This window comes from Microcystis sp. BLCC-F210 (assembly GCF_042134685.1).
Taxonomy (GTDB): Bacteria; Cyanobacteriota; Cyanobacteriia; order Cyanobacteriales; family Microcystaceae; genus Microcystis; species Microcystis aeruginosa_D.
Genome location: NZ_CP169647.1, coordinates 2,207,051 through 2,233,323 on the forward strand (window position 1 = coordinate 2,207,051; position 26,273 = coordinate 2,233,323).

The window sequence follows — 26,273 nt, forward strand, 5'->3', positions numbered from 1 at the left end:
AGCAAGATCAAGCCTAAGCTAATTTACTATCGAAAGTATGCACAAAATTAACCTCACTACTGCTTCGTCACCAAAAACCAACCGGAATTCGTAGATCCGAGCGCCTTTAATCCTTCTAAATCAGTAGCTTCTTTGGTTTGACGATCGATAATTAGGTAAGGTTGCTTGTGACTTTGCCAATGATTGATTAATTCTTCGGCAGCAAGGGGAAAAACCCGACGACCACTATAAAAATTTAACGAGGGGCGCTCGTAGGCAAAAGCAATATAAACAGGGCGATCAGCTGGCACATATTTCTGTACTAAACTCGCCACCGGTTTGACGGGGAAATTCTCATTTAACTCCCAGATCCAGAGGGGAGAATTGACAAAAATCAACAAAGAAACAAACATTCCCCAGAGTAAAACCACGATGAATTGTTGCGAGCGCCGGGCTAACAAAATTGCCGTTGTCACCATGGTCAGGGAAAGTGACAATAAGGTTAAAAGAATCAAGGGATGGATAGGTTCGATCGGGGCAAAATGACTCGGAAAATAGGCCATTAAAGCTAATGCACCCGCCACAACGCCGATAATACCCAGAATAATTGACCAGATTGGATGATAGGGGCGATCGATGGGAAGATTACTCACCTGCGCTAAGGCATAACCGGCCGCTAAAGCCAAAGCTGGATAGATCGGCAGAATATACCAAGGCAACTTAGTTGCCATCACCGAAACCACCAACAGATAAACACCCGTCCAAACTAACAGTAACTTTGCCCAACTGTAGAGATGTTCCCGACGGGCTAAAAGTAAACCCCAAACCGAGAAAATTAACCACGGCCAACTATATTTAAGAATTTCCAGCAGATAATACCAAAACGGTCCGCGATGATTGTCCAGATGGTCACTAACTCGCTTTAACTGTTGAACAAAAAGGGAATCGAGAAACTCCCGCTCGTAGTGCCAAAATTGGGCGGCATACCAAGCAAAAGCGGGGGCTGCTCCCAATAACCAACCCGACCAAAAATAGGCAGAAGTTAATAAGCGAGGGGTATCCCAGAGCAGAAAAATAAAGCCGATACCGGCTAATAATAGCCCCATAATCCCCTTAGTCAGACAAAGGAGGGCAAATCCTAACCCCGCCCCCACAGACCAGCGTAAATCCCGTCGAGAGCGCAGTAAACCAACAAACATCAGGATTTCAAAACACAATACCGCTCCATCCAACATCGCTAAACGGCCATGACGCACCACCGGCAAAAGAGTTAAATAGATCAAGGCCGATAGTAAAGCTGGCAAACGAGCCGGAAAAATTTCTCGACCGAGAAGATAAAGAAGCGGCACCGATAAAGCTGTTAAAAAAGCGGGAATTAGTCTAGTATTAGCCTCATTAATGCCCCAAAAATGGTAGGTTAGACCAATTAAACTATGAATCAACGGCGGTTTATTCAGGTAGGGATCACCCCAAAAACTGGGAAATAACCAGTGCAATTGTTCTAGTGGGGTTTGGCTAATTTCCTTGGCCACCTGAGCGATTGTTGCCTCATCCCAATCCCGCAAGGGTAAATTACCTAATCCCATTAGATAGATAATTAAGGCCGCTATTAATAATGCCAGTAAACACAGAAATTCTTGAAATTTTCCTTTCTGACGTAATTTATAACTGGAATATCCCCAAGTAAATTTTTGACGGTTCATAAGCTAGGTCAGTTATCAGTAAACAGTAAACAGTAAACAGTGAACAGAAAACTCACATCTGATCAGCTGCCCACATATTTAACTTGCGGCCTTGAGATGAGACACTCTTGCAAGAGACAAAAGTAAAAGGATTGAGGGAGATTCAGCTAATCTTAAGGATAGGCGTAAAATGCGTCTTAGCTTAACTGATCACTGACTAGATCAGTCTAAGAAATGCTTGCTATGGACGATCGCTGCTATGATAACTACCGCCCCTTGAATTTGATAGATCAGACGGTAGGCATAGGCAGATTTTTCTAGGATGGTTTCATCGCTAAATTCGGCGCATTTTTTCCCTTCTAGGGGACAATTTTCTAAAGAATAGCTGATATCAAGAATTCGGCGCACGACGGCCGCCGCGTAGGACGGAGAATCTCGACTAATATAAGATGCGATCGCATCCACGTCTTCAATTGCTTTGGGCGACCAGACAAGGCGATAATTCACTCGATCAGCCATTTGTTTAAAAGACCCTCAACTTCTTCTTGGGGGATTGTATTCTCTAGAGAAGCAGCGCTCAAACTTTGACGCACTTTCTCCAGAACGTATAAATGATACTGAATATCTTCAATTGAACAATCATCCGGTAATTGATTCAAGAGGGATTCGATTTTTTGTCTAATGCTATTCATACAAGTTTGACCGAAGTTTTTAGGGAAAAGTATAAATTTAAATTATCTATCAACTATCATCTATAGCAGTTATCTTAATAGTGAGGTACGAAGTGTCTGGTTTTAGGACACAGGGAACGATTAACAGTAGCTGGTCTTCCAGAGATAATGTCAAATCTTTTCATACCTCATCTTTGTGATAAACGCTATGTCATAGATAGAAAACTAATAGTTACGCATCCTATCCTATGCCATAGTCCCCAGAAAAGCCAGAAAAATTTAAGAATAGATAGGGTAATTATCTAGCTTTTGTAACATTGGGGCGGGTGTTCTGTTTAGAATACTTAATACTTCTCCTATTTGCTCAATCCCCGCAACTTTTAGGGATTATTGACCAATAAGCATCTAGTGGCCACAAGACCCCCCCTAATCGCAGCAATTTTTTGTTACATTAGTTTACAGTTCCTTAACGCCCCAGTGGGTTATTAATTTTAATGTCTTCTTCGGTTCCTTCGTCGGATTTTATACCCTTAGTCGGTCAAGAAACAGAAATCTTTAACTGGGCAAAATCCCATTATCGTAACCATACCTTTGCCAAGGATGAAAAAGTCGCCACACGCCCCGGACTGTTATACTTTGTTGAATCTGGGGCGATTCGTATTGTTGGTAAGGCACAAGTTAACGTTATCGACCAAAAATCCCCCCGTCAACCACCTATCGCCGATAGTGAGGAAGTATTTCTCGGTTTTGTGGGTGCAGGTCAACCTTTTGAGATTGTTTCTCAATTTCCCTTTCAATTACAAGCCCAAGCTCATCTAGACGCGACCGAGTTAGTCTGGTTATACTGGGAAGATCTAGAACGCTGGCCGCAATTGCGATCGGCTATTATGGAAACTTTTCGCCATCAATACCAGCGTAAGTTATTTTGGTTGAGTATTCTCGGTCAAAAACGCTCCCTCGATCGATTAATGGGGTTCTTAGTTTTATTATTGGAAGAATACGGTCAACCCTGTGTAGAAGGCTATTATCTTCCCTATCCCCTAACTCACGCTCAAATTGCCAGCGCCATCGGCACTACCAGAGTAACAGTAACAAGATTAATCGGTAAATTGCGACAACAAAATTCGATCTTTTTTAAGCAAGATAATCTTATCGGATTGCCCAGTTTATTTTTGAGTCAAAATTAATTTTTCTGCGGTGTTGCTGACTCACGCTATGAATGCTAACTGTGCATCCTATCCAAAAGTTAAGTAGGTAGGCGTTAAGAATCATCAGATACCCCCCTTATTAAGGGGGGATTAAGGGGGGATCAGCACATCCTTTATCAAGGGGGGAAGGGGGGATCAAACCTAAAATCCATTTTTAATTTAACTATAAACAGCTACTTAGTTTGGCTCCAGGTTTTAAAAACCCCACACAAGAAGATTCCTATCACAAATCAGCAACGCCAGAAATCTATTATGACCGCACAAACCCCGCTATCGCTCTCCGTTCTCTACGAGGAAGATTTTGTTCTCTGGACAGAAAAAACCGCCGAACTTTTAAAGCGAAAAGAGTTTAACAGAGTGGACTGGGAAAATCTGATCGAGGAAGTAGAGTGCATGGGAAAAAGCGAGCGCCAAGCTGTCGAAAGTTTATTAACTCAACTATTAATTCATCTTTTAAAACTGAGTTATTGGACAACGGAAAGAGAACGAAATGCGCGTCATTGGCTAGGAGAGATAGCCACTTTTCGAGTGCAACTGAAAAAAAAGATGAAAACCCCAACGCTGAAAAATCATGCCATCAATTCCTTCGGGGAAGCCTATTCAGACGCAAGACAAACCCTAATTGATGGGAGAATTGTCGATAAGAATACAATTCCCCTAGAGTCTATATTCACTCTCGAACAAGTATTAGACGGAGATTGGTTCCCCATCGATATCGCACCTTTTCTTACGGAAAGTTGAGAGCCACTGATACTTAAATAGTTAGATGTTAAAAACTGTCAAAAACCCCCCTTATTAAGGGGGGATTAAGGGGGGATTAAGGGGGGATCAAGGGGTGATTTATCTTCAATTTAATTATAACCGGCGACTTAGTTCGAGGTTATCTCAAAATAATCTCGAGGATGAGCTTTTCCCTCATGTCTGATGTTTATCTAATTGCTGGCCCCAATGGTTCCGGGAAAACCACCGTCGCTAAAAAAATTTTACCCAACTTTTTAGGTGTTATCGACTACGTTAACGCCGATGAGATTGCCGCCGGACTCTCACCTTTTAATCCTGAGTCGGTTGCTATCCAAGCAGGACGGTTGATGTTAGAAAGGTTGGTAACACTGAAGTGCCAAGGAATAGATTTTGCCTTTGAAAGCACCCTGGCAGCCCGAAATTTTGCCCGTTTTTTGAGAGACTGTCGCAGTTCTGGCTATAGACTCAATCTTATTTATTTTTGGCTACAAAGTCCAGAATTAGCTTTAGAGAGAGTTCACAGAAGGGTAGCCAGTGGCGGTCATAATATTCCTGAAGATGTGGTTCGTCGTCGTTATGAGCGGGGACGTATTAACCTGATGCAGTTGTATTTACCTTTGTGCGATACTTGGGTTATCTATGATAATTCTGGGGATGAACCGCACTTAGTTGCTGCGTTAGGATTTAATCAACCTCCTATTATTTATAACCCAGACACCTTCCGAATCATTACCAGAAACCAAAATGACTGAACCCACCTTAACGGAACTGCATCAGAAAATCGATACAGGTGTTAGAGTCGCAATCGCAGAAGCAATTGAGAGACACCGCCTCTTAGGAGAATCTATCAGCATTTTCAAAGATGGCCAAATCGTCACCTTAACAGCCGCGCAAATTCCGCCAAAATCTGCCAAAAAAACGGAAGTGTAAAAAATTGGTTGACTGTCTCAAATTTCACTATTCATAGAAACAGTTTCACCTATCCGAGGGATTTATATAGGGCTTGCTGAATAAATGTGAAATATAGACAAGGTAAGGGTTTTAGGGTTCTGTTTTGCTCTCACGGGTGCAAGATTTTGAGAGAATCTTCGTTTAAAACCTTGCGTCTTCATCGGCCCGTGTCCTGTAGGGGCGAAGCATTCGGGCAACAACCTATCGGTGAAACCGTAGATTTTCTATCCGAATGCTTCGCCCGTACTTTTTCAGCAGACCCTATATAGATGTCGGTTTTAGCAAATTCCCGTTACGAAAATCGAAAGTACATAGTATAATGGTACTGTTATTTACTTTTCGAGGTGTAAATATGAGTTTAACAGACAATCAAAAAAACCTTTTGCGATGGATAGTTAAAGAAGTACGGGCTGGTAATCTTAAAGAGGACAGTATTTGGTACATTAGGACTCTTACAGATTATGGTTGGGTTGATTACAAGGGTTCTGATAGCTGGCCTCCTGTCACATTCGCAACGTTCGATATATTAGAAGAATATGGTTATATTAAATGGCAACAAAAAAGCCAGAATCAATACAAAGGCGCTCTAACAGGAAAAGCTTATAAAGCGGTTGATTCTAACTTTGACGAACCCAATCGCTCGGCTATTCGTCATCTAATTCCCTTGACTGAAGTTGAACATTTAGACTCCGAACTATGGGAGAGAGTCCGTTTTTCTGTGAGTGCGGGTGGAGATAATCCAAAAGCGTGGGATACTGCAATTCGCAATGCGACAGTGGTTTTAGAGGACCGCATGAGGAAACTGGGAAATATTGATAATATTAATCAAAAAGCCACGGGTAATGGTATTGTTAACCTAATTTTTAGAAGCAATAAATCTGTACAAAAAGATCAGCTTCCATCAGAAGAATTAGAGGCATACCGTGATTTATATTCGGGTACAATGAAGCTTTTTCGTAACCGTTACGCGCATCGATTCATCGATCCTAAACCAGAGGAGGGTGGAGCAATTATCGTATTCATCGATTTATTGTTGAAGATGCTAGATGATTTAAATTGGGAGACAGAAAACGAGAATACATAAATCTCTAATTCTTGTCTAGTTTAACGGTGGATTACACTGACGCTAATCCACCCTACTTTAGGATAATTGTCTTCTAGCTTCGTAGAGGATGACAGCAGTAGCGATCGCAACATTTAAAGATTCTACACCACCAAAGAGGGGAATTTTCACCGTTTCATCGGCTAAAGTCGCTAATTGGGGTGATAAACCGGCTCCTTCATTGCCTAATAATATTAAAGTCGGACGGGTAAAATCAATCTCCCAATGGCTTTTGGTGGCTGTGGGTAAAGTCGCGATCGCTTTTACCCCCTGTGCTTGATATTTTTTCACTAAAGCCGATAAATCCGATTCTACCACTAGGGGCGATCGAAACCATTCCCCGGCGGAACTGCGGATCACTTTCGGGTTATCGATTTCGACGCTATCGAGACTTAACCAGATACCCTGTACTTCCGTAGCCACAGCAGTGCGGATAATAGTGCCGAGATTACCCGGATCCTGCAATCTTTCCAAAACTAAGCCCAATTGTAGCGGATTTTGGGGGGTTGGATGAAGGTGATCACGGGAAATAGTGGCAATCACACCATCGGGATTAACCGTTGTTGCTAGGGAAGCGAGGACTTCCGGGGAAACTATCTCGACTCGTTTCGCCTGATTTTGAAACTTTTCTGCTAATTCTGCCTGTCTTTGCTGCCACTTTTCAGTATAACAAACCGTCTCCAGGGAACAATTCACCCCTAAAGCTGTCTCTAGTAAGTGGGTTCCCTCAATTAAGGACAAATTCTGCTCCTGTCGCTCTCTAGTGCGGTGTAGCTTGCGAATTTGCTTGATTAAAGGGTTTTGAACACTGCTAATCATAGCCAATCGGATTTTTTACCCCGCTAGGGCTGCCCTAAATAACTACGTTTTGAGGGAGATAATGCGGAACTCGGGACTTGAACCCGAAAGTCTTTGCAGACACTAGAACCTGAATCTAGCGCGTCTACCAATTCCGCCAGTTCCGCATTTTTCTTTCACAATCTCCCATTATACTATCGGACAATCCATAAGTCAAGATAGTTGAGATAATTAAGACAAAAATCGTTTTTCGAGGTAGAATCACCGATAATTCCTTCAAAAATCTGATAAAATGCAGTCTAATTTTACCGAAGCTTTCCTTAGCCAAGACTCCCAACTAAGATAAATGAATGATCCTATGACTATCGATATCGAGCATCCCTATTTAGAAATTCAAGGTCGTCACTCTCTCAAGGGTGAAGTTAAGATCAGTGGTGCCAAAAATGCCGCTCTAGCGATTATGGCGGGAACTTTACTCTGCTCCGACGAGTGCCAGATTAGTAATGTACCTGCTCTAGCCGATATCGAGCGGATGAGCCAAATTCTCTCGGCTTTGGGCGTGCAAGTCCGTCACACCGGAGATAGACTAGAGATTGATGGCAGAGACCTCCAACAAGCTCAAGCACCCTACGATCTCGTCTCCCAGTTGCGGGCCAGTTTTTTTGCCATTGGACCGATTTTAGCCCGTTTAGGAGAAGCAAAAGTTCCCCTCCCCGGCGGCTGCGCCATTGGGGCCAGACCAGTGGATCTGCACGTTAGAGGCCTACAGTCAATGGGTGCAGATGTATTAATCGATGGCGGCATGGTACACGCCCGCGTTAAGGGTAATGGTCGTCTGAAAGGGGCGAATATTTATCTGGATTATCCCAGTGTGGGAGCGACGGAAACCCTAATGATGGCGGCGACTTTAGCGGACGGGGAAACCATTCTCGGTAATGCAGCCCAGGAGCCAGAGGTGATTGATTTAGCCAATTTTTGTGTTTCTATGGGGGCAAAAATTCGCGGTGCTGGGACCAATACAATTGTTATTGAGGGAGTTTCCCGTCTGCACAGTACCGATTACAATATCATTCCCGATCGCATTGAAGCCGGAACTTTACTGATAGCTGGGGCGATTACCCACTCAGAAATTAGTCTTTATCCCGTGATTCCCAGCCATTTAGCTTCGGTAATTGCCAAACTGCACGAAATCGGTCCGGAAGTGGTGGAAGATGGTCCTAATCGTCTCCGGATTATCCCTAAAGACTTAAAAGCCACCGATATGGAAACCCTACCCTATCCCGGTTTTCCCACGGATATGCAGGCCCAATTTATGGCTCTATTAACTTTAGCCGAGGGCAGTAGCGTGGTTAATGAGACGGTTTTTGAAAATCGTCTGCGTCATGTGGCCGAATTAAAGCGTTTGGGAGCAGATATCAAGGTCAAAGGAAATGTGGCTTTAGTGCGCGGTGTGCCTTTCCTCTCTGGGGCGCCGGTGATGGCCACGGATCTACGCGCTTCGGCAGCTTTGGTGGTGGCAGGATTGGCAGCCCGGGGGACTACTATTGTGCAGGGACTCCATCACCTCGATCGAGGTTACGATAATTTAGAGGGTAAATTAAGAGCATTAGGGGCAAATTTACGCCGGGTTGATCCTTTAGCCTTAGAATTGGCTACCCTGTCCCCATCTTAATAGAAAAAGGGCGAAGCATTCGGGCAATAACCTATCGCTGAAACTGTAGATTTCCTATCCGAATGCCTTGCCCCTACAGATATTATCTGACTTTTTTACCGCCTATTCATCGGCTGTAAAATAACGCTCCAGAAAATCGAGAGCATGATTTCTTAAATCATAATATTCTTGAGTTTCTCGCATGGCGTGACGATCCCGGGGATGGGGAAAAGGCACTGTTAAAATCTCACCGATATTAGCATGGGGTCCATTGGTCATTAAAACAATGCGATCGGACATGAAAATTGCCTCATCTACATCATGGGTAATCATGATCACCTCTTGCCGGTGACTCTCCCAAATTTTCAGCACTTCCTGTTGTAATTTTCGCTTAGTTAAAGCATCTAAAGCCCCAAAGGGTTCATCCATCAATAGCATTTTCGGTCGAGTTACCAAAGCGCGAGCGATGCCCACCCGCTGCTTCATTCCGCCGGAGATTTCTTCGGGATATTTATCAGCAGCGGCCGTTAAATGCACCATCGCCAAATGTTCATTAACAAGGCTATTTTTTTCAACTTTACTAGCACTTTTAAGAACTTCATCCACCGCCAAACGAATATTTTCTCGCACTGTCAACCGGGGCAAAAGAGAATAATGCTGAAAAACCATCATGCGGTCAGACCCCGGTTGACGAATTAACTTTCCTTCTAAAGTCACCTGTCCCGAGGAGGATTGTTCTAAACCGGCGATAATTTTTAAAAGCGTCGATTTGCCGCAACCGGAATGACCGATCACCGAGATGTATTCTTGGGAACTAATAGTCAGATTGACCCCAGCAATTCTCATTTTGAAAAAAATCAGATAAAATTCTCTTATTTAAATAGAGAACTTGTGTAGAAGCATTATTTTTTGACAGATAATTATCATCCAACGCTGGAGATAGACAGGTTTTAAGAACTTTGTCCACGAAAAATCGATTTCAATTCATAAATCTGGATGAAATTCTAACAAAATTTTTAGTTTTTTTATAAACAACTTTATTTTTCTCCTTCAAGAGTTCTGACATTTTTAACTAGAATTTACTTTTTTGAATGGGACATATTCGGTTAGAATAAATGAGAAAAATTCCGACCAATTCTTAAACCAAATAAATTTTAATAGGGTACGAATATCATTAAAGAAAGAAGTCCGAGTTACTAATAGCTCACGAATCTTTTGATAGGTGTAATTAACTAAATCCAAAACGGTATGAAATAAAAAAGCTAAGCTGTTCAGCATCTAAATAGCGTATAATAGAAACAGTAACCTATTCAAATATCAATAGCTATGCCAGCCCCTAATCACTTGAATTCCGAACAAATTTTTAAATCAGTTGAAGAGTTAGAATCTCTTTTACATCAACTTTTAAATGAAGGGGATTTAATTATTAAGTGGGATCGCAAGTTGAAAAACAAGGGTAATTCTGTTAACGCAATTTAAATTACGAACAGCTTAGTCAGAATCCTATTTTGCTGCTAGAAAAAACATTGCTCATGGCCTATTTATTAAGAAAATTTTAGGTAGAATGCGTTAGGACTTTCTTGTTTTTAGAAAAAAAATCAAGCTCTCGTTAAGGAACAGACATTTAATGAGTAAAACTTATTACATAAAGGACAAGAGAGCCATTTATTCTCCTGATTTACGTTATTATTGGTCAAGTAAACCGTCTTTAATTTCCCTTCTGATCTCATCTAAGTATTGGGAAGCTTGCTGATAATTAGTATTATATTGATCGTTGATTTCTACCCCTTCTGCTAATTGAAAATTTGATGTGGTTTTTAAATCGTTGATTTCTACTCCTTCTGCTAATTGAAAATTTGATGTAGTTTTTAAATCGATAATTTTAGGGATAGACAGTTTGATAGGAATAGCTTTTGGATAGCTAAAATAGGTGACAAAATCTAAGTAGCCTAGTTTTTCATCAATTACTATCCATTGTTGATCGATTAACTGCATTTTTGGTTCTTTGACATCAAAAGCATATAGAAAAGCTGCGGCATAAAAACCAGCATGGTAAAAGAAGTTATCTGTACCATAAGAAATATTGAAAGAGATGGTCAGTTTAGAATCGCTTTGTCCAGTGCAAATACGATCAGAAAAAATGTCATCAATTGACCTTTTTAACACTTGCTCAAACTGATAGGTTTCTTGCTGATTAAGTGGGGGGGGGATTTCATAGTTATAAAAACAAGTCAAAGAAAATTTATTATTTTTGCCAGAAAACTCCAGTCCAGATTTTTGTAGAGTGAAAGTGATATTTTTATCGTCTTCTAAATGTCTTCTAAAATCTGATATTTGTTGGTAAAAGAATCGATAACTAAATTCACCATCTTTACCCTGATAATTAAGTTTTCGGAGACGAATAGCATTGATTAATTTAATCCAGTCAGACTTCAGCATAAACGGCAATCGCATTGATTAAATAATTAACTATAGCGTTTCTGATTCACAAGAGGTACATTCACGATTGTGAACAGCTTAATCAGCAAAGGTTTAAGTGTGCCGCACAGATGCGAGAACCGCTATATTATTATAGCAGTTATCTTAACGGTGAGATAGGAAGTTTTGGTTTTGGAAGGCCAGTGGTTGGTCGTCCACACCAAATTAGGTTATACTTCATCTTGATAAGCAACGCTGTCCTATACCCAAACCCCTAGAAAAAATTGTTATTGTTCCTCAGATTGACAATAACTCTAATTGTTTTCCCTCTAGGTCTTTAACCCTGATATTTTCTTGAGAATTTCTGGATAAATCTAAAGTTTTAATCACCTCTTTTGCCACCGCTTCTACCACGGGAATAGCCACAGAATTACCGAACTGTTTATAAGCTTGGACATCACTAACAACAATCTGAAAACTATCGGGAAATCCCTGTAATCTTGCCCATTCTCTGGGAGTCATTCTGCGGACGAATAATTTATTTACCTCTCCCTTAATGCGAGTAACGGGAGTAAAATTAGTCAGTCTTTGATCGATAACTAAATTTCTTTCTTTTCCCATACCTCCCACCACAATAGCATTAGCGATACCATTGGGAGAAATAATCTCATAACCGAACCCATTACCTTTATTTTCGTGTCTATCCTTGTGTTTAAACAAAGTTTCTAAATACTGATTAGAGAGATAATATTTAACGCTGACCTCCTTTTCTTCTAAGATATCTTTAAGACAAGTTTCTTGATGGGTTGGTTGAGGATAGGAAAAATGGTAAATATTTAAATCCTCTCGAAAACCGACAATAAAAATTCGGGGACGGTTTTGAGGAACCCCAAAATATCTGGCATTTAAAATCTGGGGACTAGGGACAAAATAATGCAAATCCTTTTCTAATATATCTAAAATAGTTTTTAAAGTTTTACCTCCATTGTGATGGACTAAACCCTGAACATTTTCTAAGATAAAAGCTTTCGGTTTCTTTTCGTGTAAGATCCGGGCAACTTCAAAAAATAAGGTGCCGCGTGCATCTTCAAAACCGTGTTTTCTACCAGCGATACTAAACGCTTGACAGGGAAAACCTCCGCAGAGTATATCATGATCTAGGACAGTTTTTGCCTCTAATTTTCTGATGTCTTGATTATCGGGTAAATGACCATAGTTAGCTAAGTAAACCTTTTGGGAGTAAGGATCAATTTCCGAAGAAAAAACGCACTGACAACCGAGATTCTCTAGGGCGATTCTAAATCCTCCTATACCAGCAAATAAATCAATAAAAGTCCACATATTTTCTCTATTCTAAGCTTTCGTTTTGATCCCTGAGACGATATTAAATTGGCTATCTTACATTTTAGTATAAATGCTCGAATCTTTCTGGCCACTTCCCCATCTCTCCCCTTCCCTATCTCCCCATCTCCCCTGTCCGCATAATTTTTTCCCCAATACTAAACAGATTGGTATGACAAGTGTAGTATAAGGAAGATACCCTTAACAAGTACAACCCAGAAACCATGACCTCTCTTGCTCTTTTATTTTTGAACTCTCGAAAATTAATTATGTTAAGCGATCGCAGGGAGCAAATAATAACTATTCTAACAGCTTTTCTGATCAAGACGACCGACGACCGACTCTTCAAAACGAAAACTTCCTACCTCACCATTAAGATAACTGCTGTAATTTCCTATCGAGCGTATGTTTATACGTCTGTTTTTTTGTACACTTGATTTGAGTAGTTTGAGCTATACCAAATCCATTTTTAATAGTATTATTAACTCCTAGGTTATGGATTGTTTCTCCCCGCTTCCCACTTCCTCACTTTCCTATATCTTTTAAACAGGATTTTAGTATTAGTAAGATAACCAGCATGAATCAACTCACACCGCGTCCTAGTGTCTTAATTGTCGATGATTTGCCCAATAATGTGCGTCTATTGTCGATTATGCTCACTGAGAAGGGATATCAGGTACGAAAAGCGATTAATGGACAGATGGCCCTGAATACAGTGCGATCGCTAATTCCCGATCTGATCCTCCTCGATATTAATATGCCAGATCTCAATGGTTATCAAGTTTGTGAACAGTTAAAAGCTGATGAAAAAACCAGAGAAATTCCCGTGATTTTTATCAGCGCTCTTGATGATGTCTTAGATAAAGTCAAAGCTTTTCAAGTGGGAGGTGTCGATTATATTTCTAAACCTTTTCAAGGGGAAGAAGTGATGGCACGCATCGAAAATCAATTAACTATTTGCCGTCAAAAAAAACAACTACAAAACGAAATTAAAGAACGTCAAAAAGCTGAGGAAACCTTAGAAATTTATCTTCATGCTGTCTCTCACGATCTCCGCAATCCTGTGATCGGGATGTCAATGATCTTAAATAATTTAATTAAAAATTCTCAGGGAGAAACTAAAGAAGTATCCCGGAAGATTTTACAACAGATGGCCGACAGTTGCGATCGACAATTAACTTTAATTGATTCTCTCGTCGAAACCCGACAGAATGATCTTTGGGGAGTTTCCCTAGAACTAAATCCTTTATCTCTCTACGAAATCGGTCAACAAATCAGTCAGGAATGGGAGTTAAGATTAAAGGAAAATCAAGCAACTTTAATTAATAATTTCCCCCCCGATTTACCCTTAGTGAATGCCGATGATCACCATCTCTGGCGAGTTTTTGAGAATTTATTAGCTAATGCTCTTAAACACAATCCCCAAGGAATAATTATCACTTTATCGGCTAGACTAGAAGGTAATTATCTCTGGTGCAGCATTGCCGATAATGGGGTAGGAATTAGCGAAACCCAGAGAAAAAAAATATTTGATCGCTATCAACGAGGCAATAATAACAATCAGATTAGTTTAGGACTCGGTTTATATCTATGTCGTCAAATTATCCATGCTCACGGGGGTGAAATTGGCATTATGAATAATGATGAAAAAGGTTCACAATTTTGGTTTACTTTACCCTACTAAGCTATTGACTAAGTAGGTAGATGTTAAAAACTTTCAGACACCCCTCTTATCAAGTGGGGATCCCCCCGCCTATCGGCACCCCCCTTATCAAGGGGGGCAGGGGGTATCTATCTTCAATTTAATTATAAACAGCTACTTATCTACATTACTCGTTAAGACTGTCTATGAGCAGGAAGAGCCAGTTTAAACATTTGTTTTTTCCTGTTACCAGGGAAAGAAACGGCTAAGATCTATTTAGATCAACTATCTTCACTTGCCATGGCCGCTAATGCCTACTATTCTGCCCATTCTAGACTTAACTTGCAACAACCTTGGCATACCTATCCGGTGGAAACCACCCTATCTATCCTCGGTAGTTCGGCTGTTAATGGCCTCAATAGGGAGCAAATCGCCCAAAGAATTAAATATTATGGCAAAAATGAACTACAAGAACGTCCAGGGCGCAGTAATTGGCAAATTCTCCTAGATCAGTTTACCAATATTATGCTCCTCCTCTTAATTGCCGTGGCCATAATTTCCGGAGGACTGGATTTACTGGAATTGCAGCGCGGTCATCTGGCTAAAATTGGTGTTCCCTTCAAAGATACGATCGCTATCTTAACAATTGTCATCCTCAATGGTATCCTCGGCTATCTGCAAGAAAGTCGCGCCGAAAAAGCTCTGGCCGCTTTAAAAAAACTTTCCTCTCCCCAGGTTAATGTTATCCGCGAGGGTCAACGCAGAGAAATAGACGCGGTTAATCTCGTCCCCGGGGATATCATGCTGATTGAAGCGGGAACCCAAATCAGCGCCGACGGCCAAATTATCGAAGCTTTTAACCTGCAAATTCGCGAATCGGCCTTGACAGGAGAGGCAAATAGTGTTAATAAATCCGCCTCCATTGACCCCTTAGACAGGGATACTCCCCTTGGCGATCGCTTAAATTTCGTCTTTACTGGAACAGAGGTACTGCAAGGCCGGGCCAAGGTCATCGTTACCAATACGGGGATGACAACGGAATTAGGCAAAATCGCTCAAATGTTAGCAACAGTCGGCAATGAACCCACTCCTCTCCAAAAAAGAATGACTCACTTGGGCAATGTCCTTGTTGCTGGTTCTCTCATTCTAGTTGCCCTGACTATTACCATCGGCCTGATCAATGCCGGTTGGTCGGCCCTAGAGGAATTAGTCGAAGTTTCCCTTAGTATGGCAGTAGCCGTCGTTCCGGAAGGATTACCCGCAGTTATCACCCTAACGCTCGCCCTAGGTACTCAACGCATGGTCAAACGTCAGGCCTTGATTCGTAAACTGCCAGCAGTAGAAACCCTCGGTTCCGTTAATGTGATCTGTTCCGACAAAACTGGGACGCTAACGGAAAATAAAATGATTGTACGGGAGATAGAGACGGTTAATCGCAGTTTTTTAGTTACTGGGGAAGGATATAGCCCAAAAGGACAATTTTTAGACACCGAGCAACGGGAGATCGATCCCAAAACCGATCTAGAATTACATCATCTCTTAATTGCCAGTGTCCTCTGCAACGATGCCAGTTTAAACCTCGATAACGGTCACGATAGCATTTTAGGCGATCCCACGGAAGGAGCCTTATTAGTTTTAGGGGCGAAAGCGGGCTTAAATTTATCCTTAACCAAGCAAGAGTTCCCTAGAATCGCTGAAATCCCCTTTTCTTCTCAAAGAAAGCGAATGTCGGTCATTTGTCAAGGAGTCAATACCGTACTATTTACCAAAGGTTCCCCGGAATTAATCCTTGAACAGTGTCTCTCCTACCAATCGGGATTAGAAAGTCTTCCTTTTGGGGATAGGGAAAAAGAACAAGTCTTAGTCGCTAACAATGCTATGGCTAACAGGGGTTTGCGAGTCTTAGGATTAGCCTATAAAACACTAATTTATCCACCAGAATCAACTGAAATCAGCGAAGATGAGCTAATTTGGTTAGGAATGGTCGGTATGATCGACGCAGCGCGACCGGAGGTACAAATCGCCGTGACTAGGTGTCGAGAAGCGGGAATTCGTCTGATTATGATCACCGGTGATCATCAATTAACTGCTCTAGCGGTGGCTAAAAGTCTTGGTATTGCCCAAGCGGGAGCTTTAGTGATCTCAGGGCGAGAATTAGATAAATTATCACCAATTCAGCTAGAAAACCTCATTGACAAAACTAACATCTATGCCCGTGTTTCTCCCGAACATAAATTAACTATTGTCCGCGCCTTGCAAAAAAAGGGTAAATTTGTTGCTATGACCGGAGATGGGGTGAATGATGCTCCGGCCTTGAAACAAGCAGATATCGGCATTGCCATGGGAATCGCTGGCACCGATGTCACCAAAGAGGCTAGTGATATGATTCTCCTCGATGATAATTTTGCCACCATCGTCGCTGCCACGGAAGAAGGGCGAGTGGTTTATAACAATATTCGCAGTTTTATTAAATATATTCTCGGCAGTAATATCGGGGAAGTGATTACTATCGCTGCTTCGCCTCTTTTGGGTTTAGCTACTCCTCTCACTCCCCTACAAATTCTCTGGATGAATTTAGTTACTGATGGTTTACCTGCTTTAGCTTTGGCAGTGGAACCCGCTTCTCCTAATATTATGCGTCGCCCTCCTTTTAGTCCCCAAGAAAGTATTTTTGCTCGCGGTTTGGGCAGTTATATTGTGAGAATTGGGATTATTTTTTCGATTATTAATATCACTCAAATGTTGATCGCTGTGCGCTTGGATCCGCTTTTTGGTAATACTGGTTCATGGAAAACTATGGTTTTTACTACTCTCTGTTTAGCTCAAATGGGTCATGCCATTTCCGTGCGATCGAGCGATCATCTTACCATAGAAATGAATCCTTTGACTAATCCCTATCTCTGGGTAGCAGTAACCCTGACGACAATTTTTCAACTGATGTTAATCTATGTTCCTGCTCTGCGGGATTTCTTCGGTACTCAATTTTTAACTAAAGAAGAATTATTAATCTGTTTGGGATTTAGCACCTTGTTATTCGTTTGGGTAGAGTTAGAAAAGTTATTTACCCGTTGGTATCATCGGCGATAATCAGGGAGCTTTTTTCATTGTTCAGTAAACAGTAAACTGATACTAAATCCCTTGAGTATAGGTGACTTACGAGTATAGGCAAAAGGGAAAATAAATAATCAGTTTTTAATAACCAGATTTAGTATTATTATCGATACCTTCAAGAGAAAATCAAGGTTTGTAGAGATGAAAAATATCATCAGTATTTAGAACTAGATATAGATAGTCAAGCGACCTGTATTATAAGCGGTGATTCTGATCTAATCGTTTCTAACTAATAAGATTGAGATGCTCTATTTACTCACTTAAACTGGCAGTTTCTAGCCATTTTTTACCCATTTCAATGGGAATACCGAGGGGAGGACAGAGAATTTTAATTAATTCGATTCCTCCCGTGACTAAAATGCTTCTTAGGCGGGAATTTTTCTGGATTTCTGCGTCAAATTGTGCGACAAAAGTTTGTTTTTCAACTTCGGTATTAGTGGGATAAGTTTGGGTGAGTTGGCTGATAAGTTGTTGGATTTCTTGGGCGGCTTCGGCTAAATTTTGGGGTGTGGCGTAATTATGAATAATGCCATCACCCTGTTCAATAATCTGCACGTTTTGCGGTTGAACAATGTTGTATTTAGAGCCTTGAGTATTTTCTGACATAGGTGTTTCTGAAGTTAAGTTATTTATTAACACTATAGCATCCATAATAGAGGATTGAACATCGAGATCATTTTCTGCTTCTAAGGCCTGACATAGGAGAGGAATTGCTGTTTCCGAGCCAATCTTACCCAAAGCCTCGGCTGCGGACATACGAACATACTCATCAGAGTCTTCTAAAGCCTTGAGTAACCCCGGAATGGCTGTTTCTGAACCAATCTTACCCAAAGCCTCGGCTGCGGACATACGAACATACTCATCAGAGTCTTCTAAAGCCTTGAGTAACCCCGGAATGGCTATTATTGATTCATTACCCATTTTTCCGAAAGATTCAGCGGCTTGTTTTCGCATTTGAGCATCGGAATGTTTTAGCCTTTTGGAAAAGGCTTCAATAACTAGCTGTAAATTGTCAGGCTTGAGTGCCATTTTGGGTTAAGTCATAACGAGAAACAATTTTACCGATTGCATCGGTGGCACTGAAACGAACGCTATCTTCTTCATCGGATAAGGCATTGATTAAAGCGGGAATAGCTTCTTCTAGTCCAATTTCACCTAAAGCCTCGGCTGCGTTCCTACGAACATCTTTATTAGAGTCTTCTAAAGCCTTGAGTAACTCCGCAATCGCTGTTTCCGAGCCAATTTTACCCAAAGCCTCGGCTGCGGACGTACGAACATACTCATCAGAGTCTTCTAAAGCCTTGAGTAACCCCGGAATGGTTATTTCTGAGCCAATCTTACCCAAAGCCTCGGCTGCGGACATACGAACATACTCATCAGAGTCTTCTAAAGCCTTGAGTAACCCCGGAATGGCTATTTCTGAGCCAATCTTAGCCAAAGCCTCGGCTGCTTTGATACGAACACTCCAATGAGAGTCTTCTAAAGCCTTGAGTAACCCCGCAATCGCTGTTTCTGAACCAATCTTACCCAAAGCCTCGGCTGCGTACCCACAAACCTCAAAATAAGAGTCTTCTAAAGCCTTGAGTAACCCCGCAATGGCTGTTTCCGAGCCAATATTACCCAAAGCCTCGGCTGCTTTCATACGAACACTCCAATGAGAGTCTTCTAAAGCCTTGAGTAACCCCGGAATGGCTGTTTCATGTCCAATATTACCCAAAGATTCAGCCGCTTTAGCGCGAATTTCGGGGTGGTTATCATCTAGTTTTTTAGAGAGGGAGCTAATGGCGATTTTGGTATATTCATTAATTTTAATCATATTGTTTTCTATTTGGTGATTAGTTGGTAAGAAAAATTAACTTTATTTATCCATTTTTCCCCTGAGAAATTTTTCTAATTTTTTCATGTCTTCTTGACTAGGAGTCAGAGTAAATCGAGTTACACCTGGTTCAGTTCGCATTCTATCCATATAAATTCTTAAGGCTTCATCATCTTCTCGATGGGAGAGGACATATTTTCTTAATTCGGGGCGAGACATTTGGCAAAAATCAGGTTGATGATTCATCTTCAAACTCCACATTTCCGTTAGTTAATATGATAAAGCTAAGAGTTTCACCTGCTAGTATATAAATCTCCTTGCGTTTTTCATCACAGCGAAATAGATGAATATCGGTATAGAAATTAGACAGGGTTTAACACATTCTAAGGCAAGTAAGCATCTGTTGGGGGGGTGGGTATCATTATTGATGGATTTTTCCTCCAATTTACCAGTTTATCCCTGTGAGAAGTATAGCATCCTACAGTCCTTGAGATTGAGTAGATGATGAGGACGAGGTTTTTGTAGTAGAGTTAGGAATATTTTGACTATCCTCTCCAAAACTGGCTATCTCTGAAAAAGTAATAGGTGTATATCTGACGATTCAGCAAGAACCTATTGGTTTAGCAGTTACCAACCGAGTTGTTTTTTAGCATCTTCCCAAGTAATTCTTTGTCCTGATTGATCCTGTTGAATTGCTTCAGATAGGATTTCGGCAAACTCTTTGTCTTCTAAACCAAGATTCAATTTGAGCGTAATTCAGGGCAACCATAATGGGTTGACCTTCTTTGGTAATAATAATAGGTTCGTCAGTCATTTGCTCAGACCATTCAACCAGCTTTTGTCCTGTTTCAGTAATGTTTAGATATTTAGTCATGTCAGCAATTAACAGTTATCAAAAAAATTGGGTTTAAAACCTCGCCTTTTAAAGCGAAAAGTTTTCGGTATTTCTGCAAATCTGAGACGCACCCGCTTAAGCACAACTACGAACTAGAATCCTGAATCTGTCCATCACCTTTTTCAATAATCTGGACGTTTTTGGCATGGATAGTATATTTAGATTCTGACTTGACTGGAGATTGATTAGATAATTTTTGACTATCCTCTGCAAGTTTAGTTTCTACTGCTTTAATCATATCTGCAAATTCCGATTGGCGGTGTAAGTCGATATTGAGAGTATTCATATCTTTAAGAATATTAGTTAGATTATCAATATTGCCCCTGATTTCATCATATAAGTTTAATGTCGCCATGATACTATTAGTGTTAACTAAATCAAGTTGTTTGTATTTTGCTTGTAGTTTTGCTTTTTCGTCTTCCCAATATTTCAGGTAGTCTATGCGCTCGAAGTCATTATAAATTCTGGCATCTGGTAAAATAATCGGGAATATTCTTTGATAAAAGTCACCATTTCTGGCAATTTCTACTAATTCAAACATACAGTTTTCTGATTTTAAGTATCTATCGCTGATGACGGCGACGACACATTTCCCCCGTCCAATTTGCCGCATAAAGTTTTTGATGGAGTCTTTATAGCTGGTGTGGGTTTTATCCCGAATAATCTCAATTCCTTTAGCGGCAAAAGCTTGGACGAGTTGATTAGCCATTTCGTTGCTGTCTTCTTGCCAGTTGTAGGAGATGTAAACTTGTTGATTCATGGGTTGGGAGAGGGGGTGATAGTATTTAAGTTTGTTTTGAATTGTGTCTAGTGCTTTTCTAGCTTGAAAGAGAGTATCGCCATTATTTAATGTGACAAAATCAGGATTTTTCAGGCATTTGATAAGTTCAGTCATCGCTGTTTCCGAGCCAATCTTAGCCAAAGCCTCGACTGCCTTCCTACGAACATACTCATCAGAGTGTTCTAAATCCTTGAGGAATCCTGGAATTGCTGTTTCTGAGCCAATGTTACCCAAAGCGAAGGCTGCGTTCCTACGAACAAACCAATCAGAGTCTTCTAAAGCCTTGAGTAACCCCGGAATGGCTTTTTCCGAGCCAATCTTACCCAAAGCCTCGGCTGCGTTCCTACTAGCATCATCACCGGGGTCTTTTAAGGCTTTAATTAGCCCATCAATTGCTGCTTCTGAACCAATTTTACCTAGAGCCTCTGCCGCATTACCACGAACATCATAATCAGAGTCTTCTAAGGCTTTAATTAACCCATCAATTGCCGCTTCTGAACCAATTTTACCTAGAGCCTCTGCCGCCCTCCAACGAACATTATCATCGGGGTCTTCTAAGGCTTTAATTAGCCCATCAATTGCCGCTTCTGAACCGATGTTACCTAGAGCCTCTGCCGCATTCCAACGAACATCACCATTGGGGTCTTCTAAGACTTTAATTAGCCCATCAATTGCTGCTTCTGAACCGATGTTACCTAGAGCCTCTGCCGCATTCCAACGAACATCATCATCGGGGTCTTCTAAGGCTTCAATTAAAGCATCAATAGTGGATGCCGAGTCGATTTCAACAAGAGCCTTTACTACGTTCCTACGAACATACTCATCAGAGTCTTCTAAAGCCTTGAGTAACCCCGCAATCGCTGTTTCCGAGCCAATCTTACCCAAAGCCTCGGCTGCGTTCCCACGAACATACTTATCAGAGTCTTTTAAAGCCTTGAGTAACCCCGCAATCGCTGTTTCCGAGCCAATCTTACCCAAAGCCTCGGCTGCGTTCCCACGAACATACTTATCAGAGTCTTTTAAAGCCTTGAGTAACCCCGCAATCGCTGTTTCCGAGCCAATCTTACCCAAAGCCTCGGCTGCGTTCCCACGAACATACTTATCAGAGTCTTTTAAAGCCTTGAGTAATCCCGGAATGACTGTTTCTGAGCCAATTTTACCCAAAGCCTCGGCTGCCTTCCTACGAACATCCTCATCAGAGTGTTCTAAAGCCTTGAGTAATCCCGGAATGACTGTTTCTGAACCAATCTTACCCAAAGCCTCGGCTGCCTTCCAACGAACAGAAAAATAAGAGTCTTTTAAAGCCTTGAGTAATCCCGCAATGGCTGTTTCTGTGCCAATCTCAGCCAAAGCCTCGACTGCGTTCCCACGAACATCCTCATCAGAGTCTTTTAAAGCCTTGAGTAACTCATTAACAACTTGATTAGACTTTGTTAATCCCAATAACTCCACCTTAAACCGTTTCGGCACATCCAACCCAAGCACTAACCCCACTGTCTGCTTTTGAAACTTAAAGTTGACTTCTCCTGCTAACCTCGCTCCTAATTTTAAATCAATCTCTAACCCTAATTTAACCACCCGTTTTGCTTGGGTTTCATTATCCAATAACCCCAACAGCAACGCCATAGGTTCCGTCCATTTGAGATAATTCAAATAGTCCCACTGTAACTGCTCATCCCTGAGATGGGGTAACTTTTTCTTTAATTCCTCAGCCGTGTAATATTCTTGAATCAGTTGGTGGCGAAAAGCAATTTTATCATTACCTTCTAGGTGAATTAGATGATATTTCAGTAAATCCTTTAACCACTGCTTACTGTAATATTCTGGGAATCCTTTATTTTTGATAAATTTGCTTAATTCTTCCTCTGCTTCTGTTCGGGAAATAGCCACCTGAATCTCGGTTTTTGACTCCCCTTGCGTCATTTTCCAAGCTAACACTTGCAGCAATTCTCGCCACCAATCTCGCGATTCTTGGTAAGTAGAAACATCTGCTTTTAATTTCTTGTCATAAATTCCTGTAAAAATCTGGAAAACTAAGCCCAAATTAGCAGGAATTTTGTTCTGATTATCATCAAAAACTGAACAAAGCATCCACAAAAGCAGGGGAGTTTCTCCCAATTCCTTGAGACGATTTCCCAACTGTTTAAGCATTTCTTCGCCTTTTTCAGGCAAATAGGCATTGACAAAATCCCGCATCTGTGGTTCAGTCAGGGGAAGCATTTCCAGCTTTTTTTCAATGTTTAAGTCGTCGATGCCTAAATCCCTTGTGGTGAAAATCATCGGGATTTCTGCATACTGCTGGCGAAAGTTTTTTAAATTCTGTCGTGCAGTATCTGAGGGTAATTCATTGATACCATCAAATAATAATAACGGTCTAAAATTCTGATTTTCTAACAGCCAACTTTCTAGGGTATTACTATCAATAATTAATTTATGGCGTTTCAGGAATTGTAAAATTAAATCAAGAATTGAGGTTTCATACAAGCGTAATTCGATGAGAATGGGAATTTGAATGATTTTAGCCTGATTTTGTTGATTTGGGTGCAAGCTTTGCGCCCCTACAGATTCTTCTAATAACAATCTGGCTAAAGCGGTCGATTTTCCTGAACCGGGACGACCTTTTAAAAGAACGTGAACGTGATTAGCGGCATACTTGCGTAAACCATCTAAAACTGTGAATATTTCGGTTTTTTCTGGTCTTTCTGGTCTTTCTTGCGGGTTTTCTGGTTCTTTTTCAATCGTCTGTACCCACAAATCCTTTAGCAAAGGTGCAGTTTTCGACGGGCGTGTTTTTCCCTCTACGTCCGTGAGGGTGTAAAATGTCTCCCACTGGGCGTACTTTTCCGAGATTGATTTGAGATAGGGAGTCCAGTCAATCATTGATGCTGTCTGTTAGTTCGAGAAGAAACCCTGATTAAACTTTCGGCTCTCTTGGATTTGGTGGGTAAAATGTATTCTAAGATACATTCTTGCCGGCGAGGAGTGGAAGGAACCACAGAGACACAGAGGACACAAAGATCGATCCTATGGTAAGTTAAGCTGGTCGCAACGCGCTCGCTACGCGAGATCACACAGAACCTAGAAGAGCCAACTTTCTAGTATTTTAATTGTAGGCTAAGAAAATTTGTTCATGACTTACAAGATAGAATCGGAGTAGAGGTTATCTTATTTTTGTTTTCCTAATTGTTGGGCCTTATAAAAAGTTTCTAAACTGTGACTATCCCCGACAAAACGCCAGTGCCAGGGTTCATAATTAATACCCTGGGGATTATTTTCAGGGAAAGATAACTCGAAACTATACTGGGCAGCGTTATTTTGCAACCAACGAAAAGCGGCAGTATTAGCAAAACTGCTACTTAAATTTGTGGCGGGAGCGCGACCATCGCCAATATCGATCGCATAACCGGTATGATGTTCGCTGTAACCCGGAGGTGCGCTCACTTCTGCTCGTTTGCGGGTTTCCTGATTGCGTTGTTTTTTAACTTCAAAAAAGAGCTTTTCTTGGGTTGCTTTCGATCGAAATGCGGAAATCGGCATTAAAATCACCCCCGACCTTCTCGCGTCACTCTGCATCTGGATAAAAGCTTTGGCTGCTGCTTTCCTTAAACGCATAGCACCATCCCCAGTAATAGGGGCTAATTCCGTCTCTGGGGCCTCTTGATAGGGTAAATGACCTAGAATGTTCTCAATCGGGCTAGGAGTGGCTTTAATCAGGGGGGAGGGGTTAATAACCGGTTTTTTTACGGTAGCAGGGGGACGATTCAAGACTGCTATGGCAATTAGGCCGGTTCCCACCAGAGCAAGTAAACCGCTTGCGATCGCTATGAGACCATTAGGATTAGTAGTTTTTCTGTACTGGCTGTCCCGCAAAGCTTCGGGAATATCATCGATCGGTTTCACGGTTCACTTACCCTCCTGCACGATAATTACATTATTCCCCGGCCACTCCATCTTGACGAGCAGCGTGTTGAACGGCGGCGGCCACAGCCGTAACTACACGACCATCAAAAACCGAGGGAATAATATTCTCTCGATCGAGATTAGCAGGAGTGATCAAAGAAGCGATCGCTTTGGCCGCTTCCAGATACATATTATCGGTGATTGCCCTAGCGCGACAGTCTAGGGCCCCGCGAAATAATCCGGGGAAAGCGAGAACATTGTTAATCTGATTGGGATAATCGCTGCGTCCGGTAGCTACCACGGCCACCAAATCATTGATTAATTCCGGTTGAATTTCGGGAATGGGATTAGCCATGGCAAACACGATCGCATTTTTAGCCATTCCCTTGACCATTTCGGGAGTCAACACCCCCGGTGCGCTCACTCCCAAGAAGACATCAGCGCCTTTAAGAGCATCCCCTAGCTTACCACTGGCGGCCACGGCCCAAGCTTGTTTTTCTGGGGTTAAATCGTCCCGGTTTTGGGAGAGGATGCCAAGGGAATCACAGAGGGTTATATCTGTAGCTCCTGCGGTTTTAAAGAGATTAGCGATGGCGATACCCGCTGCACCTGCACCATTAATGACGATTTTGGCTGTATCAAGCGATTTTTTGACCAATTTGAGGGCATTAATCAGGGCAGCCAGGGAAACGATCGCTGTACCATGTTGATCATCGTGGAAAACGGGAATATTTAATTCCGCTCGCAGACGTTTCTCGATTTCAAAACAGCGAGGAGCGCCGATATCCTCTAGGTTAATACCCCCAAAAACCGGAGCGATTCTTTTGACGGTTGCGATGATTTCTTCGGGGTCTTGGGTGGCTAAACAGATGGGAAAAGCATCAATTCCGGCGAATTCCTTGAATAACATCGCTTTCCCTTCCATTACTGGTAGGGCAGCCTCTGGCCCGAGATTTCCTAATCCTAATACCGCGCTACCATCGGTCACTACAGCGACGGTGTTACCCTTGATGGTCAATGAGTACACTTGTTCTGGCTGGTGGGCGATAGCGGTGCAGATGCGACCAACTCCGGGGGTGTAGGCCATGGCCAGGTCATCCTGGGAGGTGAGGGGAATACGACTCTCAATGGAGATTTTACCCCGACGATGGAGATCGAAGGTGCGATCGGAAACTTTGAGAAGTTTAACATCTGGTAGAGCTTTAACCGCAGCGATAATCTGTTCCGCTTGGTCGGTACTAGCGGCATCAACCATCACCTCGCGGGTGCTAATCTTTAAATTGCGTTCGATCAGAGAAATTTGCCCTAAATTCCCCCCCACATCGGCGATCGCATTGAGGACAGAAGCGAAGGTTCCCGCTTGATTGGGGATTTCTATCTTGAGACTTAAACTATAGCTAGGATTGGGCGTTAAATGAACCATGCTGAAGGCTTCCAATACTGATAAATATTGATTATCTTCTATCTGTGGGGGACTTTGGTATCTAATCGCGCAGTTTCTGTAGCTATTATGATCTCTGTGGTCATAATGCTGGTGGGAGCGAGTGAGTCAAACTAGATTCTTTTTAAAAGTTGTGGGGTGTGGG

The 26,273-nt window shown here is 41.8% G+C and carries 24 protein-coding genes, 1 tRNA gene and 1 pseudogene; 10 read left to right on the forward strand and 16 right to left on the reverse strand.

Translation table 11 applies throughout. The annotated features are described in order from the left end of the window. Window positions 1-56 precede the first annotated feature (56 nt). From ACE3JL_RS10640 to ACE3JL_RS10650, 3 genes are all read right to left on the reverse strand, one after another. Window positions 57-1,682: an ArnT family glycosyltransferase gene (locus ACE3JL_RS10640; RefSeq protein WP_375329437.1), complete on the reverse strand. Its 1,626-nt coding sequence runs from the start codon at window positions 1,680-1,682 to the stop codon at window positions 57-59. Between the two features lie 201 nt (window positions 1,683-1,883). Next, complete coding sequence (locus ACE3JL_RS10645) at window positions 1,884-2,180, reverse strand: type II toxin-antitoxin system RelE/ParE family toxin (protein ID WP_271993082.1); 297 nt, start codon at window positions 2,178-2,180, stop codon at window positions 1,884-1,886. Further along, window positions 2,165-2,353: a hypothetical protein gene (locus tag ACE3JL_RS10650; protein ID WP_150978087.1), complete on the reverse strand. Its 189-nt coding sequence runs from the start codon at window positions 2,351-2,353 to the stop codon at window positions 2,165-2,167. The genes ACE3JL_RS10645 and ACE3JL_RS10650 overlap by 16 nt, the downstream gene beginning before the upstream one ends. A gap of 473 nt (window positions 2,354-2,826) precedes the next feature. Between ACE3JL_RS10650 and ACE3JL_RS10655 the strand changes: the two genes are divergently transcribed. From ACE3JL_RS10655 to ACE3JL_RS10675, 5 genes are all read left to right on the forward strand, one after another. After that, a complete protein-coding gene (locus ACE3JL_RS10655; protein ID WP_271993080.1) occupies window positions 2,827-3,519 on the forward strand; it encodes a Crp/Fnr family transcriptional regulator in 693 nt (230 codons plus the stop codon). A 273-nt stretch (window positions 3,520-3,792) separates the two neighbouring features. Next, window positions 3,793-4,281 (forward strand): DUF29 domain-containing protein, encoded by a 489-nt coding sequence (locus ACE3JL_RS10660; protein ID WP_271993079.1) that lies wholly within the window; start codon window positions 3,793-3,795, stop codon window positions 4,279-4,281. 176 nt (window positions 4,282-4,457) lie between these two features. Beyond that, a complete protein-coding gene (locus tag ACE3JL_RS10665) occupies window positions 4,458-5,033 on the forward strand; it encodes a zeta toxin family protein (protein ID WP_375329438.1) in 576 nt (191 codons plus the stop codon). Next, the gene (locus ACE3JL_RS10670; protein WP_271993077.1) at window positions 5,026-5,211 is read left to right on the forward strand and encodes a hypothetical protein; all 186 of its coding nucleotides are present in this window, start codon (window positions 5,026-5,028) and stop codon (window positions 5,209-5,211) included. Before ACE3JL_RS10665 ends, ACE3JL_RS10670 begins: the two co-directional genes overlap by 8 nt. Before the next feature lie 373 nt (window positions 5,212-5,584). Beyond that, on the forward strand, window positions 5,585-6,316 hold the full coding sequence (locus ACE3JL_RS10675) for a TIGR02391 family protein (RefSeq protein WP_375329439.1): 732 nt from the start codon (window positions 5,585-5,587) through the stop codon (window positions 6,314-6,316). 57 nt (window positions 6,317-6,373) lie between these two features. Here ACE3JL_RS10675 and ACE3JL_RS10680 read toward each other — a convergent pair whose 3' ends face one another. Beyond that, window positions 6,374-7,153 carry a TrmH family RNA methyltransferase gene (locus ACE3JL_RS10680; RefSeq protein WP_375329440.1) on the reverse strand — a complete coding sequence of 260 codons (780 nt, stop codon included), beginning with the start codon at window positions 7,151-7,153 and terminating at the stop codon, window positions 6,374-6,376. Between the two features lie 62 nt (window positions 7,154-7,215). Next, a tRNA-Leu gene (locus tag ACE3JL_RS10685) sits at window positions 7,216-7,299 on the reverse strand. A 191-nt stretch (window positions 7,300-7,490) separates the two neighbouring features. On the opposite strand from ACE3JL_RS10685, the gene murA reads away from it, so the two are divergent. Further along, complete coding sequence (gene murA / locus ACE3JL_RS10690; protein WP_375329441.1) at window positions 7,491-8,804, forward strand: UDP-N-acetylglucosamine 1-carboxyvinyltransferase; 1,314 nt, start codon at window positions 7,491-7,493, stop codon at window positions 8,802-8,804. A 102-nt stretch (window positions 8,805-8,906) separates the two neighbouring features. Here the strand turns inward: murA and ACE3JL_RS10695 are convergent, their stop codons facing one another. Together ACE3JL_RS10695 and ACE3JL_RS10700 are read right to left on the reverse strand one after the other, a co-directional pair. Then, window positions 8,907-9,629 (reverse strand): nitrate ABC transporter ATP-binding protein, encoded by a 723-nt coding sequence (locus ACE3JL_RS10695; RefSeq protein ID WP_271993071.1) that lies wholly within the window; start codon window positions 9,627-9,629, stop codon window positions 8,907-8,909. Between the two features lie 222 nt (window positions 9,630-9,851). Beyond that, window positions 9,852-10,061 carry a hypothetical protein gene (locus ACE3JL_RS10700; protein ID WP_375329666.1) on the reverse strand — a complete coding sequence of 70 codons (210 nt, stop codon included), beginning with the start codon at window positions 10,059-10,061 and terminating at the stop codon, window positions 9,852-9,854. A gap of 84 nt (window positions 10,062-10,145) precedes the next feature. Here ACE3JL_RS10700 and ACE3JL_RS10705 point away from each other — a divergent pair. Then, window positions 10,146-10,262 (forward strand): annotated as a pseudogene (locus tag ACE3JL_RS10705) (IS630 family transposase); the annotation flags it as partial. A 207-nt stretch (window positions 10,263-10,469) separates the two neighbouring features. Here the strand turns inward: ACE3JL_RS10705 and ACE3JL_RS10710 are convergent. Beyond that, window positions 10,470-11,222, reverse strand: coding sequence for a hypothetical protein (locus tag ACE3JL_RS10710; RefSeq protein ID WP_375329442.1), 753 nt, complete (start codon window positions 11,220-11,222; stop codon window positions 10,470-10,472). Window positions 11,223-11,498: 276 nt separating this feature from the next. Continuing rightward, entirely contained in the window at window positions 11,499-12,542 is a 1,044-nt protein-coding gene (locus ACE3JL_RS10715) for a DNA cytosine methyltransferase (RefSeq protein WP_375329443.1), read from the reverse strand. A gap of 577 nt (window positions 12,543-13,119) precedes the next feature. Here ACE3JL_RS10715 and ACE3JL_RS10720 point away from each other — a divergent pair. From ACE3JL_RS10720 to ACE3JL_RS10730, 3 genes are all read left to right on the forward strand, one after another. Further along, window positions 13,120-14,226: a hybrid sensor histidine kinase/response regulator gene (locus ACE3JL_RS10720; RefSeq protein WP_271988305.1), complete on the forward strand. Its 1,107-nt coding sequence runs from the start codon at window positions 13,120-13,122 to the stop codon at window positions 14,224-14,226. 258 nt (window positions 14,227-14,484) lie between these two features. Continuing rightward, window positions 14,485-17,271, forward strand: a complete 2,787-nt coding sequence (locus tag ACE3JL_RS10725) for a cation-translocating P-type ATPase (protein ID WP_375329444.1) — start codon at window positions 14,485-14,487, stop codon at window positions 17,269-17,271. 149 nt (window positions 17,272-17,420) lie between these two features. Then, window positions 17,421-17,528 carry a hypothetical protein gene (locus tag ACE3JL_RS10730; protein ID WP_271926155.1) on the forward strand — a complete coding sequence of 36 codons (108 nt, stop codon included), beginning with the start codon at window positions 17,421-17,423 and terminating at the stop codon, window positions 17,526-17,528. Between the two features lie 19 nt (window positions 17,529-17,547). Here the strand turns inward: ACE3JL_RS10730 and ACE3JL_RS10735 are convergent, their stop codons facing one another. From ACE3JL_RS10735 to ACE3JL_RS10765, 7 genes are all read right to left on the reverse strand, one after another. Further along, complete coding sequence (locus ACE3JL_RS10735) at window positions 17,548-18,324, reverse strand: HEAT repeat domain-containing protein (protein ID WP_375329445.1); 777 nt, start codon at window positions 18,322-18,324, stop codon at window positions 17,548-17,550. Beyond that, window positions 18,308-19,111 carry a HEAT repeat domain-containing protein gene (locus ACE3JL_RS10740; RefSeq protein ID WP_375329446.1) on the reverse strand — a complete coding sequence of 268 codons (804 nt, stop codon included), beginning with the start codon at window positions 19,109-19,111 and terminating at the stop codon, window positions 18,308-18,310. Before ACE3JL_RS10740 ends, ACE3JL_RS10735 begins: the two co-directional genes overlap by 17 nt. Before the next feature lie 42 nt (window positions 19,112-19,153). After that, the gene (locus tag ACE3JL_RS10745) at window positions 19,154-19,357 is read right to left on the reverse strand and encodes a hypothetical protein (protein WP_375329447.1); all 204 of its coding nucleotides are present in this window, start codon (window positions 19,355-19,357) and stop codon (window positions 19,154-19,156) included. Further along, window positions 19,341-19,481, reverse strand: a complete 141-nt coding sequence (locus tag ACE3JL_RS10750) for a DUF6888 family protein (RefSeq protein ID WP_371413466.1) — start codon at window positions 19,479-19,481, stop codon at window positions 19,341-19,343. Before ACE3JL_RS10750 ends, ACE3JL_RS10745 begins: the two co-directional genes overlap by 17 nt. A gap of 610 nt (window positions 19,482-20,091) precedes the next feature. Further along, window positions 20,092-23,667: a HEAT repeat domain-containing protein gene (locus tag ACE3JL_RS10755; RefSeq protein ID WP_375329448.1), complete on the reverse strand. Its 3,576-nt coding sequence runs from the start codon at window positions 23,665-23,667 to the stop codon at window positions 20,092-20,094. 285 nt (window positions 23,668-23,952) lie between these two features. Continuing rightward, window positions 23,953-24,687, reverse strand: a complete 735-nt coding sequence (locus tag ACE3JL_RS10760) for a D-alanyl-D-alanine carboxypeptidase family protein (protein WP_375329449.1) — start codon at window positions 24,685-24,687, stop codon at window positions 23,953-23,955. A gap of 31 nt (window positions 24,688-24,718) precedes the next feature. Beyond that, window positions 24,719-26,110: an NAD-dependent malic enzyme gene (locus ACE3JL_RS10765; RefSeq protein ID WP_375329450.1), complete on the reverse strand. Its 1,392-nt coding sequence runs from the start codon at window positions 26,108-26,110 to the stop codon at window positions 24,719-24,721. Between the last annotated feature and the right edge of the window lie 163 nt (window positions 26,111-26,273).